Origin of the sequence: Mycetocola saprophilus, from assembly GCF_000718085.1 — a bacterium.
Lineage (GTDB): Bacteria > Actinomycetota > Actinomycetes > Actinomycetales > Microbacteriaceae > Mycetocola > Mycetocola saprophilus.
The window spans coordinates 165,295-182,248 of sequence record NZ_JOEC01000004.1 but is presented as its reverse complement, the minus strand read 5'-3'; the positions used below and the strand labels follow the sequence as shown (position 1 = coordinate 182,248).

The following is a 16,954-nucleotide window of genomic DNA, read 5'->3' as shown; positions in this document are numbered from 1 at the left end:
TAGTTAAAGCTACAACTAAAAGATACCCCCGAATAGTTGAAGCGTCAAGTAACTAGCGGGAGCGACGCTCGCGCACAATCTGTAGGATCATCCGCGCCGCGATCACCGCGATAAACGCGGCAAACAGGATGTTCGCCACCTCCGGGCTCAGCAGCTTGGCGACGGTGGATCCCAGCGCCGTGGTCACACACGCCGAGACCCCGACGATGGCCGCGGCCGGCAGATCCACGTTGCGGCGGATCACGTTGCCCACGGTGCCCGAGATCGCGGTGGGGATCATCATTAGCAGCGAGGTACCCTTGGCCAGCAGGTCGCTCGCCCCGAAGAGCATCACCAGCATCGGCACGATGATGATCCCGCCGCCGATGCCCAGCAGTCCCGAGAGAATGCCGGTAGCCAGGCCCAGCCCCACCAGCCCGACAATCGATCCCGGGTGTAATTCGATCGCGGCCCCGCGCACCGGAACCACCAGGAACAGCTGCACGATCACCACCACCAGGAAGGCGATGAAGGCCCACTGCAGCGCCCGCTTGGGGATCCGTTCCAGCAGGAACGCGCCGATCTGCGCACCCACCACCGAGCCCGCGGCCAGGATCAGCCCGGCCACCCAGTGCACCTCCCCCGACCCGGCATAGCTGAAGACCCCCACCAGCGAGGTGGGCACGATCGCCGCGAGCGAGGTTCCGGCGGCCTTTCGATTATCGAACCCGGCCAGGAAGATCAGCGCGGGCACCATCAGGATGCCGCCACCCACTCCAAACAGGCCCGAGAGGAATCCGGCCGCGAGGCCGATCACGATCAGCCAGGTGATGCGGCGAGAGGCGGTCGCGCTCACGCCGAGAGCGCCGAGTCGACCGAGCCCGCGGGGGTTGCCACCACGCGCCAGGTCTGTCCGACCCGCTCAAAGGACACCGGTTCCAGGTTTGCCACGGGCTCGCGTCCGGCCCCCGACACCGCCTCGGTCAGCAGACGGATCAGCGCGCCGTGGCTGACCGCCAGCACCCGCTCCCCCGGGTGTGCGGCGGCGATCTCGTCCAGCCCCACCAGCGCACGCGCGACCAGGTCCTGCTCGGATTCCTGCCCCGGGTAGTTCCGATCCGGCCACAGCTCCAAAACCTCGGGACCGGTCTTACCCTCGGCCTCGCCAAACGAGCGCTCGGTGATCGCGGGATACGCCCCCACAACCTCCAGGTCGAGCTGGGCCGCCAGCAGCGCCGCGGTCTCGCGGGCGCGCCCCAGCGGGGAGGAGGTCACCACGTCAAAGGCACGCGGCAGGGTGGCACCGGCCGTGCGCGCCTGCTCCCGCCCGGTCTCGTTCAGGGGCACATCGGTGGCACCCTGCAGCCTGCGCTGGTGGTTCCAGTCGGTTTGACCGTGGCGAATGAGGGTGATCTGCATGGGTGAAGCCTTCCTATTCTCTTCCAGCAGACTACCCCGGCACGGTTACAGCTCGGGGTTCAGGACGTACAGGGTCACGACCCAGGCGACCCCGAGCACCGCCAGTACCGCGACGCCGATCCAGACCCAGCGACCGTAGGCTCGGCGCGGGGCGGCGGCGGTGCCGCGTTCCTGCCGCAGCCGGAAGCGGGACATCACCAGGATCGCGTCCAGTCCGAGCCCCGGATACCCACCTGGTAGTCGTCCACACAGCAGGAACACCACCACCAGCGGGGAGAAGACCAGGAAGCTTGAGGCAAGAATGTGCACGATCAGGCCGCGGGTATCGGACAGCACGATATCGTGCAGGCTGCCGCCCAGTCCCAGCGCGGCAATAATGCTCACGGTGGTGGCACCCACCCCGATCACCACGACACCCACCTCGACCGCCCGAATCGTCTGCCGACGCAGCCGCGCCTGCACGTAGAGCGTGCTGCCCACCGCGTAGAAGACGGTCAGGAACACCAGGGTCGACGCCCGCACCGGGATGCTCCACTGGGTGGTGGCGGGCCACAGCAGCACCGAGATCGCGGTGACTCCGGCGGGCACCCCCACCACCACAAAGATGATCTGGGCGAGGCGCAGCCAGAACGGCGACGTGCGCAGATCCGCGTGGCTGCGCAGTAGCAGGTCGATCCGCGCCAGTACGATCTTGCGGGAGGCCCGACGCACCAGCGGATCCAGCCGGTTCTCCGACGCACAGGCCGCATCGGCGGCAAGCACCGCCAGCAGCAGCCCCCCGAAGGGCGGGCCAAACTGCGCGGGGATGTCCACCACGCTGTCCACGGGGAAATTGGCGATGGCGGTGGCCACAGCGACGGCGATGGCCGCCATGCCCGCGACCTCGGCCAGGGATTCCAGCACCCGCTGCCGGGCCAGCTGCTCGGGCACCGCATCGTCGGGATCGTCCCCGGGCGTGCGCACGGCAATCTGCAGGGCCACGATGATCGTGGCCAGGATGCCCAGCGCCCCGAGCGCCGACCCGGTGGAGATTTCGAAGCGGAGCGAGATATCGGTGGCGCTGCCGCGGCTGAGCTCCCCCACCCCGGCAAGGATCGCGATCCCCGCGAGTGGGAACGCCGCCCCCATCACGTGCCGGCCGAGGGTGGCCCAGTAGCGTTCCTGCTCGCGCAGGATCGCCAGGCCCAGGCTCGGATTGACCAGCGGAACCGTCGTGCCGGCCTCCCCCAGAGTCCCGCCCACGCCCGGATTACCCTGCTCGGCCGTCCCGCCGAGCCCCGTCTGCGCACTCGAATCGATCCGTGATGCCGCGCCGCCGTCCTCTACCACCATGCCGCCTCCCCCGGTCTTGGCCTCCACCCTAGTCCGGCCTGGCGCAATCGGTGTGGCAAACACCCCAGGGAATTACCCCGTTAACTACCGGGCGCCGGCGCACCCCGAGGGGCACACCGGCGCTGCGCGTGAGGATCTAGCGGTGCGAGGCGACAAATTCGGCGAGCTGCTCCGGCGTCGGATAGGACGCCTGCGCACCCGCGCCGGTGGCCGCAAAGCTGCCCACGGTCGCCGCATATCCGGCGGCCTCGGCGAGGACGTCACCGGCGGCCAGGCGCAGGGCGAGCGCCCCCATGAAGGCGTCGCCGCAGCCGGTGGTGTCCACCGCGTTGACCTTCGGGGAGGACACGGCAACCGCATCCGCCTCGGTGTCAAACACGATGCTTCCGGCGGCCCCCGCGGTGATCACCGCGCGCGGAATCCCGTGCTCGGTGAGTGCGGCCCGGGTCTGCTCGCCGCCGGCGGTCAGCACCTGCTCGGGGGTGAGACCCAGCAGATCGGCGGCCTCGTGCTCGTTGATCAGCAGGATGTCGGTCAGCTCCAGCAGCTCGGCGGGCACCGGGCCGTAGGGCGAGAGGTTCAGCAGAACCTGGGCCCCGGCGGCGCGGGCGCGACGGGCGGATTCGAGCACCACGTCGATGTCGATTTCCAGGCACAGGCAGAGGATCGAGGCGCGCTCAAAGAGGCTCGCCGCCGCATCCAGCTCGGCCACCCCCAGGCGGCCGTTGGCACCCGGGGAGACGATGATGGTGTTTTCGCCCTCGGCGTCCACGGTGATCACCGCGGTTCCGGTGGCCACATCCGCCAGGGTGGCCACGTGCGTGGTATCCACGCCCGAGGCCTCGACGGACTCGCGCAGCAACTGGCCGTTGGCGTCGGATCCCAGCGCCCCCACCATCGCCACGTTTCCGCCCAGACGCCCCGCTGCTACCGCCTGGTTCGCGCCCTTACCGCCGGGGATCACCCGGAGCTCGGACCCGGTGAGGGTTTCGCCGGGCTGCGGGAAGCGTGCAGTCTGCACCACGAGGTCGGCGTTCAGGGAGCCAACCACAAGAATCTGACCGTCGGTCATGGGGGTGTCCTTTCCTACCCGGGCGGGTGGTGGGGTGAGGGGATGGTAATACGTGTGGGTCCCCATCGGCGGTGGCCGACGGGGACCCGTCCCTAGGATATGAGGGATCGACTACTTGGTGGCGACCGGCGCCGAAACCTCGGCGTCCTTCGGTGCCGGGATGAGGAAGCTCATCGCGAAACCGGCCAGCGAGATGATCGCACCGGCGAGCATGCCCGCGGTGTATCCGGTGGTCGAGGTGGGGTCACCCTGAACCGTGAAGATCAGCTGCACGGCGGGCAGGATCGCGAAGCTCAGACCCGCACCCAGGTTGAACGCACCGGCGTTCAGACCCGGCAGGAAGCCGGGGTTGTCCTTGGGCGAGAGCACGATGCCCAGACCGTTGAGCATGATGTTTCCGATACCCGCATAGGTGATACCCAGCAGGATCGTGGTGATGATCAGGACCGGCAGCGAGTGCACACCCACGAACGCCATCACGATGGTGCCCACAATGGTGCCGGCCATACCGACCCGCATCACGTTGAGGTACCCGAAGGTCGGGGCCAGGCGGCCCGCGAACGGACCGACGATCCATCCGGCCACCGCATACGGCATCAGGAAGGCCAGCGAGGTGAGGTCGGCTTCCAGGCCGAAGCCCGCCTGAGCGTTCTGCGCGAGCGAGGCAACCAGACCGTTGACCACCGCGAACACACCGGTCATGGTGAGCAGCGTGGTAACCAGCAGGGCCCAGCTCGAGCGCTGCTTGAGGTAGCGCGGCGGGACCAGCGGTGCGGCGAGCTTGGACTCGAGGATCCAGAACACCCAGAAGGACACCAGACCCAGCACCGGCAGCGCCCAGATGATGTACCAGTTGGAGTCATTGGCGGCACCCAGGAAGTTCAGGAAGGTCAACAGGGAACCGATCGAGACGACCAGCGGCAGCACACCCCACCAGTCCATCTTGGTGCCCTTGGACGGGCGGCTCTCGGGTGCCCACAGGAGCACAAACACGATGGCCAGCACGGCGACAATGGCCATGGTCCAGAACACCGAACGGAAACCGTGGTTGGAGACGAGCCAGCCGCCGGCGAGGGCGTCGATACCGGCGATACCACCGTTGACGGCGGTGATGATTCCCATCATCGTGCCGTAGCGCTTGGGCTCGGTGATCTCGTTGCGGAGCATCAGCAGGGTTACCGGCACGACGGGCCCGGTCACACCCTGGATGATGCGGCCCACAAACAGCATCTCGACGTTGGTGGCCAGCGCGGCCACGACGGTACCGATGGCCATCAGCACGAGCATGCCTAGCAGGACACGCTTGCGGCCGATGATGTCACTCAGGCGCGGGAGGAACAGCGAGAACAGTGCCGCGGCGGTGAAGAACATGGTCTGCGACAGACCGATGGTCGCGTCGTCGGTGTTCAGCTCCTTGGCCATCGTGACCAGGGCGGGGCTCAGCATCGAGGCGTTGAGCTGGAAGGCGACACACGCCGCCAGCAGCGCGGCCATCAGTGCGCCCACGCGCACGGCGGGCTTCTGGGCGAGGGTGTTCATTAGAAGTCAACCTCGCCGATGTTCTCCAGGGCCTCGGTGACGAGGTTCCAGAAGCGCGGGGCGTCCAGCTCGGTGGCTGCCCAGGTGTTGCAGTCCTCGGGGGCCGCGGCGCGGAAGTCGGCGACGGTCATCCCGAGGGTCAGGGTGCCGGTGAGCTCGATGTCGATCGGGACCTTGACGGTCTTCACGATGGTCGGGTCGATCACGTAGGCCACGGCGCACGGGTCGTGAACCGGGGGTGCGGTGAATCCCTGGGCGTCCTTGTAGGCGAGGGCGAAGAAGTCCAGCAGCTCGCCCACGAACTTGGCGGGCTTGGTGCCCACGGCGGCGATCTGGGCGGCAACCTCGTCGGTGGCGAGGGCCTGGTGGGTCAGGTCGAGACCCACCATGACAACCGGCCAGGACTCGTTGAAGACGATGTGAGCGGCCTCGGGGTCGATCTTGATGTTGAACTCGGCGACGGCCGACCAGTTACCCACGTGGTAACCGCCACCCATCAGGACAACCTCCTTGACCCGCTCGACGATGCGCGGCTCCTTGCGCGCGGCCATCGCGATGTTGGTGAGGCCACCGGTCGGAACCAGGGTCACGGTGCCGGGCTCGTGGGCCATGATGGTGTCGATGATCAGGTCGATCGCGTGGCGCGGGTCCAGCTCGATGGTCGGCTCGGGCAGCACGGGGCCGTCCAGTCCGGACTCACCGTGAATGTCGGGGGCCACCTCGATGTCGCGCACCAGCGGGCGTGAGGCACCGGCGGCGAAGGGCACACCGGTGATTCCGGCGACGCGGGCAACGGACAGGGCGTTGTGCGTCACCTTGGGCAGGGTCTGGTTTCCCACCACGGTGGTCACCGCGAGCAGTTCGATCTCCGGGTTACCGTGGGCCAGCAGCAGGGCTACCGCGTCATCGTGTCCGGGGTCACAGTCCAGAATAATCTTCTTGGTCATTTTCCACATCCTTGGGGCAGGGCACCACTGGGGGAGGGCGGTGCGAGTAACGTCAAGCGCTTTACGATAACACGTTAATCGCTTGACGTACACTTGTTCGCCGGATTCCGCGGCGGCGCTAGACTAAACGAATGCCACGCACCCCGTCCGCCGTCCCGCGCCCACGCCGGGTGACGGCCGCACAGGTAGCCGAACTCGCCGGCACCTCGATTGCCACCGTCTCACTCGTGGTCAACGGAAAAACCGCCGGCCGCGTCTCCGACGCCAATATCGAGCGGGTGCAAAACGCCGTGGAATCCCTCGGCTATGTGGTGGATCACACGGCCTCCTCGCTGGCCCGCGGGACCAGCAACGTGGTCATCCTGATCGCCCCGGACCTCTCCAACCCGTTTTACGGCCGGGTCATCTCGGGCATCAAGAACGAGCTCGGCAGCGAGTTTCAGCTGCTGCTCTCGGTCACCGGTGAGGGACGAAACCCCAGCGCCTCGGACGTGCACCGGCTGATCGCCCTGCGCCCCGCGGGCATCCTGGTCGAGGCCCCCGACGATGCCTTCCTGCGCGACCTTCCCGCCGGCGCACCGCTGGTGCTCCTCGACGCCCCGGGCCGCGAAACCCAGGCCACCACCGTGAACTTCGACCTGGCCGATGGGATCAGTGCCCTGCTGGATCACCTGGCCGAGCGCGGCCACACCCGGATCGGCTACCTCGACAGCCGCACCCGCACCGAAACTTTCGAGCTGCGCCGCATCCTGGTGGAAAACGGCGCCCGGGAACGCGGCATCGAGTACGTCGCCCTGCCCGAGGCCGCGAGCCTGATCGACCCCGATGCGGCGGCCGCGGTGTTTGCCCGGTTCTGGCCCACCTGGCGCGATGCCGGGGTGACCGCCCTGGTCTGTGCCACCGACTCCCACGCCTACGGTGTACTGAGCGCCGCCCGCTCCCTCGGCGTGCGCGTCCCCAAGGATCTCGCGGTCACCGGGTTCGATAACCTCCCGGCCTCGGCGATCGTCTCCCCCGCGCTGACCACCGTCGAACTTCCCGGCGAGGCGCTCGGCCGCGGGGCGGTGCAGGCCCTGCAGGCGCAGCGCCTCACCCCCGACCCGGTGGAAACCCCGCTGCTGGGGGCAACCCTAATCGTCCGAGGCTCGACCGCCTAGGCAACCGCAACACCGGCTGGCCCGGCACGCAGCCAGACCGCCTAAAACACCGCAACACCGGCTGGCCCGGCACGCAGCCAGACCGCCTAAAACACCGCAACACCGGCTGGTCCGGCACGCAGCCAGACCGCCTAGTCGACCTCGCGCATCAGCCGGCGAAACGCCTCGCGACTGGGCTCGGTCATCGTGTGCAGCGCCACCAGTGCCGCGTCCCGGTCCCCGTCCAGCACGGCTCGATGGATCGCCGCAAAGGTCTTACCCACGATGTCGGGAGCACTGACCCCGGCCCGGGGTGCCAGCACCCGAGAAGCCTGTGGCGCAACCTGATGCAACAGATCCGGCAACAGCACGTTGCCGCTGAGCTCGGCCAGGAGCCTGAAGTACTGGTAGCTGTCCTCGGTGAGGGGACGTCGATCCTCATCCTTGGCGGCCACGGCGATACTCGCCGCCAGCCGTTCAAGCTTCGTGCGCGCCGCCTCATCCACATGCGCGATCCCCTCGCGCACACACACCTCGTACAGGCCGTACATGGTGTTGGCAGCCTCAAGAATGCTGCGCTCGTCGCTGGGCATGACCCGGTTGTACTTGCTGGGCACCATCTCCACCAGCTGATACAGGCTCAGCTTGCGCAGCGCCTCCCGAACCGGGGTCCGCGACATCCCGTAGGTCTCGGCAATCGCCTTATCGTTCAGGATCTCGCCGGGGGCGAGGTCTCCGCTGAGGATCGCGTCGTACAGATCGTCATAGACGCTGTCGGCCAGGGTTTTGCGCACGACTCGGGTGCGCGGAGTGGGCAACGGCATCCTAGGACCCCTCGGTATGGTGGGTGGGAGAAGTTTCCTCGACGGCCAGCGCCGTCAGGATGAGGGCCGTGTGTCGTTCCAGCGCCTCAACCGCCGCATCGGCATCGCCACGCAGCGAGGCATCAATCAGCTCGCGGAAAATCGTCTGGGACTCGGCCGCGCAGGCCTCGATACGGCCGCCGAAGACGATGAACGCCCGGCGGAGCTGAGGGGACACCCGGGCACGGATTTGATCGAGCACACGGTTGTTGTAGCGGTCAAAATACACACCGTAGAACGCATCCGAAATATCGTTGTGCCTGAGCGACGCCTGGCCCGCCTCCACGTTGGCCAAGTGGGTGTCGCGGGTACGGGTGAGGCGTTTGGCATCCTCGACCGTGAGCAGCGGGGTCGCCTCGGCAAGCGCCAGTGCGAACAGCGAGTGATACACCTGGATCGCGTCCCGAAACAGCGTGGGCTCGACCGGAGAGACCGTGGTTCCGCGCTGGGGCACGGTAATGACAAACCCCTGGGCCGACAGCAGGTTGAGCGCCTCCCGCACGGGGGTGCGGGAGGCACCAAACCGCTCGGCCAACCCCTCATCGGTGAGAGGGGTGCCCGGCGGAAGCGCACCGCTGATGATCATTTCCTCGAGCATCTGGGCGATCTCATCGGCGATCCGCGGACGCGCCACCGGCGGTGCCTGACGGGTAGGAATCGGCATCAGGCCACCTCCTCATCCTCGACGGGTTCCGCACCATCCTGGGCGCGGGCATCCAGCAACACCGCGACCGCTCCGGCCCGCAGGCCCTCAAGCCTGGCCATCAGCGCCGGATGATCCGCGCCGATCAGCAGCTCGTAAATCCCCCGCACATCCTCGCGATCACGCCCCAGTCCGCGCACCGAGGTGCCGGAATTGGCCAACCGAATCTGCATCGGCATCAGCCGATCACGGTAGGCCTTGGTCAGGGTGGCCGAGTGTGCGAGATCGATCATCACGCGGTCGAACTCCACCACCGCGAGCAGGGCATCGGTGCCGGTAGAGGTCTGTTCACTCACCCGCGCGTAGGCCGCATCCACGCGGGCCCGATCGCCCCCCCGCAGCGGAAGCACCACAGCCTCGGCGGCGATGGAGAGGAGCGAGACCAGCATGCGCTCGCGAATCGCGATGTCGCGGTCACTCTCCTCGGCGATCCGCACGCCGCCGTTGATTCGGGAGTTTACAAAACCATTGGCTTCGAGCATTGCCAGCGCCTCGCGCACCGGAGGCCGAGACACCCCGAGCCAGGTGGCAATCTCCTCATCCCGAATGATTTCGCCCGGCACCAGCTCGCCACGGCTCATCAGATCCAGGAGGCTGTCGTAGACAATTTCCCGCACCGGAGTACGGGTCACACGTGCGGGAACTACAAAGTTCGACATAGCAAAATACTATGTCAATATATTGAATATCGGTTATCTAAAAACGCCTATTTCGGCCGAATTCTCTCCCCGATAAGGGACTCCAACAGGCCCTGATAGGTCCGCGCCGCCCGGGTCGGGTCGGCAGACTCGACCGCCGAGGCCAGCAGCAGTTGATAGCGGTCAATATCCGATTCATCCATGCACAGGGTCGACGCGCGCGAGATTACCGGGCGGTAGGCGTCCACCGCCGTCTGTAGGGGCTCGCTCCGCACGGTCGCAATCAGATGATCGGTGAGCCGCCAGAAATGAGAAAGTGCCGCCCGGCCGGTCAGCAAATGCTTGACCCCCGCCGCCTCGACGCTGCTCACCCATAGCTCGGGCTGCCTCAGCAGGGCCCCGGCGACGATGGTGCCCAGCGCACGGCAGGTCTCATTGATTGCCTCCGGATCGAGATCGGTGACACGGGTATATCGGTTGGGCTCCAGCTCAATCAGTCCAATTTCCGACAGCCGTGCGATCGCCTCTCGGATCGGCGTGCGGGAAACCTGGAGCCACTCGCTGAGATCCTGATCCCGCAGTCGCTCCCCCGGCTCAAGTGTTCCGTCCACGATTGCCTCGGTGAGCCGATCCAGCGCGCGTACGCGCAGGAGCGCACGACCGGGCGGTCGCCCCGAACTGAGGGGAATGGGCATGGCGTCGCCTTTCTCGAATCACGATTGTGATGCGGCGAGATTCGAGGGAACAAAGTCGGCTCACACCAACCGTCCCAGCCCAGTGGTTCACGGCCACTCCCGCCGTCATTTCACTTCATATGCGTCACGCTTTCCAACCGGCGTTGACGCATCAGTACGATAACATATCGGTTGCTGCAATTTCGGTTAAAGGCATGTTGACGGCGGCTTCCACCACCTCCAAGAGACGCCCGCAGAATCGACGGCCCCGTGCCCGGGACACAGATCCCCGATTCCGTGCGGTCTGCCCGGCGTCGCCTCAACCCGAAAGTGAGTCATGACTCCCACGCCACTCAACCGTTCACTTGGCGACATCGCAATCGTCCTGGGCACCCGCCCGGAAATCATCAAGCTAGCCGGAATCATCCGCGAGCTCGGACCGCGGGCCCGCGTCATCCACACCGGGCAGCACTGGGATGACGGGATGGCCGGACAGTTCTTCCGCGACCTCGGCATCGGTCAGCCCGACCGCACCCTGACCTCGGTGGCCGGCGCGGTGCGCGGCGTCCAGATCGGATCCGGGGTCACCGAACTCACCGAGCACTTCCGCCAACACCCGGTGGCGGCGGTCATCGTCCAGGGCGACACCAACAGCACCTCGATCGGTGCCCAGGCGGGTAACTACCTCGGGGTTCCGGTGGTCCACGTCGAGGCTGGGCTGCGCTCCTTCGACCGCGGCATGCCCGAGGAGATCAACCGCCTCGTGGTGGGTGCCCTCGCCGACCTGCACTGCGCCGCGACCCCCGAAAATGCCGAGAACCTGCGCCGCGAGAACGTAGATGCCCATCGCGTGGTCATCACCGGCAATACCGTGGTCGAGGCCACCGAGCTGGCCCGGCAGCAGGGCGCGCATGAGGCGGCCCACCTGATCGGTGCCGAGACCGTGGCGTCGGGATACATCCTGACCACCATCCACCGCCCCGAAAACACCGACACCGCCCCGGCCCTGGAGCGGATTCTCGCAACCCTTGCCCAGAGTGAGCTGCCGGTGGTCTTCACCCTGCACCCACGCACCGAGAACGCGATCCAGCAGTTTGGCCTGGAGCGCTACCTGGACCTCCCTCATGTGACGGTGCTGCGCGGAACCGGTCACGCCGACTTCCTCGCCCTCGCCGCCGAGGCCACCCTGCTGGTATCGGACTCCGGCGGGGTTCAGGAGGAGGTCACCGTTCTGAAGAAGCCACTGCTGGTGGTGCGACGCTCTACCGAGCGCCCCGAGTCCATCCGCGCCGGCTTTGCCCGGCTGATCACCCCGGAGCTGGACCTGGCCGAGGCCATTCACGAGGCCCTGGCAGACAAGGAGGCCGCCGCGCGACTGCGGGACACCCCCTCGCCCTACGGCGACGGTCAGGCAAGCAAGAAGATCGCCGAGGCCGCCCGGGTCCTCGCGGCACGCTAACGCGTTCCGGGGTCGTGTGCCGAGTGGCGCACGGCCCCGCTTCGTTTACCCCGCAACAACAAAAAACCCGCATCCAAGGATGCGGGTTATGTTGCGTTTGGTAGCTGGAGCGGGATTCGAACCCGCGACCTCACGATTATGAGTCGTGCGCTCTCACCAACTGAGCTACCCAGCCGCGTTTCTCTCCCTATAGAAGGAAAGCGAACGAGCCCCGAGCCAGGATTGAACTGGCGACCCCTTCCTTACCATGGAAGTGCTCTACCACTGAGCTATCGGGGCGCTGCCTTTGCACTCTCGCGCTTGGCACATGAAAAGATTAGCATGCACGCACTGCGGTCACGAAATCGAGGCGTCAAAACGCGCAAAACCCCTGATGCAATGGCGTTTTGCCCACCCCCATAAATGGGCGTGTCCGCACCCGCGAATGCCTCACCTCCCGGCGATTTCAGGCGAATCTGCGCCGAGGCCGGTAGTATCAAGGGCGTGTCTAGACTTCTTGTAACCGGCGGTGCCGGGTTTATCGGCTCTAATTTCGTTCACTACGTCCTCGCGAACACCGATCACACGGTGACCGTGCTCGACAAGCTCACCTATGCGGGCAACCGGGCCTCCCTGGCCGGGCTCCCCGAGGACCGCTTCGAGCTCGTGGTGGGCGACATCCAGGATGCCGAGCTGGTTGACGGCCTGGTGGCCTCCCACGACGCCGTCGTGCACTACGCGGCCGAGAGCCACAACGACAACTCGCTGAACGACCCGCGTCCGTTCCTCGACACCAACATCATCGGCACCTATGTGCTGATCGAGGCCGCCCGCAAGCACAACACCCGCTTCCACCACATCTCCACCGATGAGGTGTACGGCGACCTGGAGCTGGACGACCCCAATAAGTTCACCTCGGAGACCCCCTACAACCCCTCGAGCCCCTACTCCTCCACCAAGGCCGGTTCCGACCTGCTGGTGCGTGCCTGGGTCCGCTCGTTCGGCCTGCAGGCCACGATCTCCAACTGCTCCAACAACTACGGTCCGTACCAGCACGTGGAGAAGTTCATCCCGCGTCAGATCACCAACGTACTGCGCGGCGAGCGTCCCAAGCTCTACGGCACCGGCGAGAACGTGCGCGACTGGATCCACGCAAACGACCACTCCTCGGCCGTGCTGACCATCCTGGAAAAGGGTGTCATCGGCGAGACCTACCTGATCGGTGCCGACGGCGAGAAGAACAACAAGGACGTCGTCGAGATGATCCTCGAGGGCCTCGGCCAGCCGCGCGACGCCTACGACCACGTCAACGACCGCCCCGGCCACGACCTGCGCTACGCGATCGACTCCAGCCGTCTGCGCAACGAGCTGGGTTGGGAGCCGCAGTTCTCCAACTTCGAGGCCGGCCTGGCGGACACCATCGCCTGGTACCGCGACAACGAGGCCTGGTGGGCACCGGAGAAGGACGCCACCGAAGCCAAATACAAGTCTCAGGGTCAGTAGCCGAAGGACGCCGCTCGACTCGAAGCAAAGTACAAGTCTCAGGGTCAGTAACCCGCATAAAAATAGCCCCCGTTTTAACGAGGGCTATTTTTATGCCTCGGGATCGAGTTTGAGCAGGTCGCCCGGCTCACACTCCAGCGCCCGACACAGCGCGCTCAGCGTGGAAAAGCGGATCGCTCGGGCCCGGTTGTTTTTCAGGATCGACAGGTTCACCACGCTCACCCCCACGATCTTCGACAGCTCCACCAGGGTCATCCCCCGCGCGATCAACAGCTCATCCAGCGCGGTAACGATCCCGCTCTCCTCCTCCGGCGGCATCTAGACCAGGCCCTCCACCTCGCGGCGCAGGTGCCTGTTCGAGGCGGCCAATCGCGACCCCACGCTAAACGCCGTGGCCAGCGCCAGCAGCACCAGCCACACCCCGATCGGCCAGAATTCCAGGGAGAATCCAAAGCCCGGCCGGAAAATGCCCGGGATGTCCTCTAACCCTTCATAGGGCAAGCTGTCGGGCCAGGAACCCGAGTGCACATCGAAAGCCTGAGCGGAGGCCAGGTTACGTCCGAACTGGCCCACAATCTGGGATCCGATGCCCGCAACCAAGAACACCCACGCGGCCGTGGGCAGCCACCACACCACGCGCGCATGGAACGCCTCCCCGCGCAGCAATCCGGCACAGATCTGCGCCACACCAATCAGGGTCACCACCGCCATCGAGGCCAGCAGCAAAACCTCGCCCGCAAGTAGCGCCCGCGTCCCGAAATTCAGCCCCTCGACCGTGGCCATCACCTCGTTGATGCTGCCACCCTGTACCGTCGCCGTGGTCTGATTGGTCTCGACCCCCGCGGGGATTTTTGGCCAAAACGACCATACCGGGAGGGTCAGCTCAAACGAAGAACTCCAGAGGAACTGGCCCGCCTGAACCAGCGATCCCAGCCCCCCAGACGGCGGCAAAGATCGCTGCCAGGTTACGGGTCCAGCGCAACCGCGTGTACTCGGAGCCCTCGATATCGCCGAGCGGTGCGCTCCGAGACGAACGTGCAAACGCGGCCACCATCAGGATCATCAGCGCGACGATCACCACCCCGGCCGACGGAATCAACCACCCAAACATCAAACCCCACCCCCACTACATAACGAATATCGTTATGCTAGCGGGGGTGGGGCCGGGGCCGCAAGGGCGGGTTTTAGCCCTCGATGCCGAATTCGATCAGCAGGTCGTGGACCTCATCAAACAGGCTCGGCAGTGCGCCCAACACCAGCTCGGCCCCGGGGGCCGCACCGCGGATTCCCTCGACGCGGATACCGGCCTCGCGGGCGATGATGGTGGCGGCCGCGTGATCCCAGGGCTTGGTTCCGACCTCGTAGTACACGTCGGTGTAGCCGGCGGCCACACCCACGCCATCGAGGGAGGCGGCACCCATCCGACGGTAGTCGCGCACGCGTCCCATCATCTGCTGCATGATGCCGGTCTGCCACATGCGACGCTCGGCCGAGTAGGAGAATCCGGTGGCGACCAGGGCCAGGTTGAGGTCCACGTGCACGTCCCCGCGGTGCAGGGTCCGTCCGTTGAGGGTGGCACCCTCGCCGCGCGCACCCAGGTAGGTCTCGCCGGAGGCGGGGTTCACCACGGCACCGGCCAGGCCGGTCCAGGTGTGGGGGTCGGCTTCACCCTCGACCACGGCCACCGAGACCGCGTAGTTGGGGATGCCGTAGGCATAGTTGACGGTGCCGTCGATCGGGTCGACCACCCAGGTGAGACCCGAGCTGCCCGATTCCGCGCCGCCCTCCTCACCGAAGAAACCATCGGCGGGGCGCAGCTCGGCCAGGCGCGAGCGCACAAAGGCCTCGACCTCACGGTCGGCGGCGGTCACAATGTCCTCGGGCGACGACTTGCTCTGGGCGATCCGAACCCCCTCCTCGCGGCGGGCGCGCGCCAGGGCGGCGGCCTCCACGGCGATGTCACGGGCAAGATCCTGAAGTTCACGTGTGGACATAGCGTTAATACTGTCACGCGGCGGGACCCGGGGCCAGTTTTGCCCGTGTCCCGCCGCGTGCACGTGTGTTCCGGTGTCGCCGATTACCCCAGCGGGTTCAGTACCCGCGCCAAGAACTCCCGGGTGGCGGGGTTCTGCGGGTTCTCGAAGATCTGCTCCGGGGTGCCCGCCTCGACGATCACGCCGTCCTTGAGGAACACCACGCGGTCGGCCACGCGACGGGCAAAGCCCATCTCGTGGGTGGCCATCAGGATGGTGCTGCCGGACTTCTTCAGCTCACGCACCAGGTCCAGCACCTCCCCCACGAGCTGCGGATCGAGGGCGCTGGTGATCTCATCCAGCAGGAGCAGACGCGGATCGCTGGCAATTGCTCGGGCAATGGCCACGCGCTGCTGCTGACCGCCGGAGAGCCGGTCGGGGTATTCGCCCGCCTTGTCCCCCAGGCCGATCCGGGTGAGCAGTTCCAGGCCGCGCGCCTCGGCCGTGGCCTTGTCCTGTCCGTGGACCTGGCGCAGGGCGAGGGCCACGTTTGCCAGCACGCTCATATGCGGGAACAGGTTGTAGTGCTGGAACACCACACCCACCTGGGCACGCACGGCGTCCGGTTTGACCTGGGGATCGGTGATGTCCTCGTCGCCGAGGAAGATCTGACCGTCGTTGACCGGCTCCAGCAGGTTGATCGTCTTCAACAGCGTGGACTTACCCGAACCGCTGGCACCGATCAGCACCACCACCTCGTGGGCGGCAACCTCCAGGGAGATTCCGCGCAGCACCGGGTGCTCGCCAAACAGCTTCCAGACGTTATCTACCCGCAGGACGGGCGTAGTGGACGAGGTCATACCGCGCCTCCGATCTGCTCGCGCTTCTGCGCTCGCGCCGTGTACCAGTCGGTGAGACGAATCATCGGCAGCGACAGCAGCACAAACAGGATGCCGGCCACCACGTAGGGGCTGAAGTTGTACTCCTGAGCGACCTGAATCTGGGCGGCGCGAATCGCATCCACCGCGCCGAGAACCGAGATCAGACCCACGTCCTTCTGCATCGACACGAAGTCGTTCATCAGGGCCGGGGTGACCTTTCGCACGGCCTGGGGCATGACCACCAGGCGCAGGGTCTTGGCGTGGCTGAGACCCAGCGCACGGGCGGCGAGACGCTGCGAGGGGTGCACCGCCTCGATGCCCGCTCGCAACACCTCCGCCACATAGGCCGAATAGCAGAGGATCAGCGCGATGGTGCCCCAGAACTGCGCGGGCATCCGATCAAACAGGTTCAGCCCGGGCAGACCGAAACCCACTAAATACAGCACCAGCAGGACCGGAACACCACGGAAAATATCCGTGTATCCGGCCGCCAGCAGGCGAATCGGGGTGAAGATCGGACCGCGCAGGGTGCGGGCAATCGCCAGCAGGGATCCGAAGATCGCCACCCCGATGGCCGCAACCACGAGGACCTGAATGTTCAGCCACAGACCCACCAGGATCGGACCGACCGAGGACACCATGGTATTCCAGTCGAAGAACGATTCCTGAACCTGCGGCCAGCCGGAACTGCTGAACAGTACCCCGAGCACCACCACCGCAAAAATCACGGTTGAGGCGACGCTGATCAGAACCGAGCGTTTGCCCTGGGTGCGACGGTAACGACGACGGTCCAGCTCAACCCCCGAGGGGCTGAAAGCCGGTGCGCCGGGCACGGATGACGAGGTACTGCTCACGCG

At 66.3% G+C, this 16,954-nt stretch carries 18 protein-coding genes and 2 tRNA genes; 3 read left to right on the top strand and 17 right to left on the bottom strand.

The genetic code is table 11. The features are described from left to right. Positions 1-52 precede the first annotated feature (52 nt). The 6 genes from IE92_RS0114780 to uriH form a co-directional block, all read right to left on the bottom strand. Positions 53-835 (bottom strand): sulfite exporter TauE/SafE family protein, encoded by a 783-nt coding sequence (locus IE92_RS0114780; protein WP_030149277.1) that lies wholly within the window; start codon positions 833-835, stop codon positions 53-55. Beyond that, complete coding sequence (locus IE92_RS0114775) at positions 832-1,398, bottom strand: histidine phosphatase family protein (protein WP_051702007.1); 567 nt, start codon at positions 1,396-1,398, stop codon at positions 832-834. Before IE92_RS0114775 ends, IE92_RS0114780 begins: the two co-directional genes overlap by 4 nt. Before the next feature lie 45 nt (positions 1,399-1,443). After that, positions 1,444-2,730 carry a hypothetical protein gene (locus tag IE92_RS0114770; RefSeq protein WP_030149275.1) on the bottom strand — a complete coding sequence of 429 codons (1,287 nt, stop codon included), beginning with the start codon at positions 2,728-2,730 and terminating at the stop codon, positions 1,444-1,446. A gap of 136 nt (positions 2,731-2,866) precedes the next feature. Further along, positions 2,867-3,802 (bottom strand): ribokinase, encoded by a 936-nt coding sequence (locus tag IE92_RS0114765; protein ID WP_030149274.1) that lies wholly within the window; start codon positions 3,800-3,802, stop codon positions 2,867-2,869. 111 nt (positions 3,803-3,913) lie between these two features. Next, positions 3,914-5,341, bottom strand: coding sequence for a uridine transporter UriT (uriT, locus tag IE92_RS0114760; RefSeq protein ID WP_030149273.1), 1,428 nt, complete (start codon positions 5,339-5,341; stop codon positions 3,914-3,916). Continuing rightward, entirely contained in the window at positions 5,341-6,297 is a 957-nt protein-coding gene (gene uriH / locus IE92_RS0114755; RefSeq protein ID WP_211250801.1) for a uridine-preferring nucleoside hydrolase UriH, read from the bottom strand. The genes uriT and uriH overlap by 1 nt, the downstream gene beginning before the upstream one ends. Before the next feature lie 122 nt (positions 6,298-6,419). Between uriH and IE92_RS0114750 the strand changes: the two genes are divergently transcribed. Beyond that, positions 6,420-7,445 carry a LacI family DNA-binding transcriptional regulator gene (locus tag IE92_RS0114750; protein WP_030149271.1) on the top strand — a complete coding sequence of 342 codons (1,026 nt, stop codon included), beginning with the start codon at positions 6,420-6,422 and terminating at the stop codon, positions 7,443-7,445. A 131-nt stretch (positions 7,446-7,576) separates the two neighbouring features. Here the strand turns inward: IE92_RS0114750 and IE92_RS17510 are convergent, their stop codons facing one another. From IE92_RS17510 to IE92_RS17495, 4 genes are read right to left on the bottom strand one after another with little or no spacing between them, the layout of a single operon-like run. Beyond that, entirely contained in the window at positions 7,577-8,242 is a 666-nt protein-coding gene (locus tag IE92_RS17510; RefSeq protein WP_162178516.1) for a GntR family transcriptional regulator, read from the bottom strand. Positions 8,243-8,249: 7 nt separating this feature from the next. Then, positions 8,250-8,951 (bottom strand): GntR family transcriptional regulator, encoded by a 702-nt coding sequence (locus IE92_RS17505; protein ID WP_051702005.1) that lies wholly within the window; start codon positions 8,949-8,951, stop codon positions 8,250-8,252. After that, positions 8,951-9,649: a GntR family transcriptional regulator gene (locus tag IE92_RS17500; protein ID WP_051702004.1), complete on the bottom strand. Its 699-nt coding sequence runs from the start codon at positions 9,647-9,649 to the stop codon at positions 8,951-8,953. Before IE92_RS17500 ends, IE92_RS17505 begins: the two co-directional genes overlap by 1 nt. 47 nt (positions 9,650-9,696) lie before the next feature. Next, positions 9,697-10,323 (bottom strand): GntR family transcriptional regulator, encoded by a 627-nt coding sequence (locus IE92_RS17495; RefSeq protein WP_051702003.1) that lies wholly within the window; start codon positions 10,321-10,323, stop codon positions 9,697-9,699. Between the two features lie 316 nt (positions 10,324-10,639). On the opposite strand from IE92_RS17495, the gene wecB reads away from it, so the two are divergent. Next, positions 10,640-11,761, top strand: a complete 1,122-nt coding sequence (gene wecB, locus IE92_RS0114725) for a non-hydrolyzing UDP-N-acetylglucosamine 2-epimerase (protein ID WP_030149266.1) — start codon at positions 10,640-10,642, stop codon at positions 11,759-11,761. A 98-nt stretch (positions 11,762-11,859) separates the two neighbouring features. Here wecB and IE92_RS0114720 read toward each other — a convergent pair. After that, positions 11,860-11,936: transfer RNA gene (locus tag IE92_RS0114720), tRNA-Met, on the bottom strand. A gap of 32 nt (positions 11,937-11,968) precedes the next feature. After that, positions 11,969-12,040: transfer RNA gene (locus IE92_RS0114715), tRNA-Thr, on the bottom strand. Positions 12,041-12,244: 204 nt separating this feature from the next. On the opposite strand from IE92_RS0114715, the gene rfbB reads away from it, so the two are divergent. After that, positions 12,245-13,243, top strand: a complete 999-nt coding sequence (gene rfbB, locus IE92_RS0114710; RefSeq protein ID WP_030149265.1) for a dTDP-glucose 4,6-dehydratase — start codon at positions 12,245-12,247, stop codon at positions 13,241-13,243. A gap of 90 nt (positions 13,244-13,333) precedes the next feature. Here the strand turns inward: rfbB and IE92_RS0114705 are convergent, their stop codons facing one another. The 5 genes from IE92_RS0114705 to IE92_RS0114680 all read right to left on the bottom strand — a co-directional run bounded on the left by IE92_RS0114705 (position 13,334) and on the right by IE92_RS0114680 (position 16,951). Then, on the bottom strand, positions 13,334-13,561 hold the full coding sequence (locus IE92_RS0114705) for a helix-turn-helix domain-containing protein (protein WP_030149264.1): 228 nt from the start codon (positions 13,559-13,561) through the stop codon (positions 13,334-13,336). Next, positions 13,562-14,194 (bottom strand): hypothetical protein, encoded by a 633-nt coding sequence (locus tag IE92_RS0114700; RefSeq protein ID WP_156027601.1) that lies wholly within the window; start codon positions 14,192-14,194, stop codon positions 13,562-13,564. A gap of 233 nt (positions 14,195-14,427) precedes the next feature. Continuing rightward, positions 14,428-15,237: an inositol monophosphatase family protein gene (locus IE92_RS0114690; RefSeq protein WP_030149261.1), complete on the bottom strand. Its 810-nt coding sequence runs from the start codon at positions 15,235-15,237 to the stop codon at positions 14,428-14,430. An 83-nt stretch (positions 15,238-15,320) separates the two neighbouring features. Then, positions 15,321-16,076 (bottom strand): amino acid ABC transporter ATP-binding protein, encoded by a 756-nt coding sequence (locus IE92_RS0114685; protein ID WP_030149260.1) that lies wholly within the window; start codon positions 16,074-16,076, stop codon positions 15,321-15,323. Beyond that, on the bottom strand, positions 16,073-16,951 hold the full coding sequence (locus IE92_RS0114680) for an amino acid ABC transporter permease (protein ID WP_245601313.1): 879 nt from the start codon (positions 16,949-16,951) through the stop codon (positions 16,073-16,075). The genes IE92_RS0114685 and IE92_RS0114680 overlap by 4 nt, the downstream gene beginning before the upstream one ends. Positions 16,952-16,954: the final 3 nt, after the last annotated feature.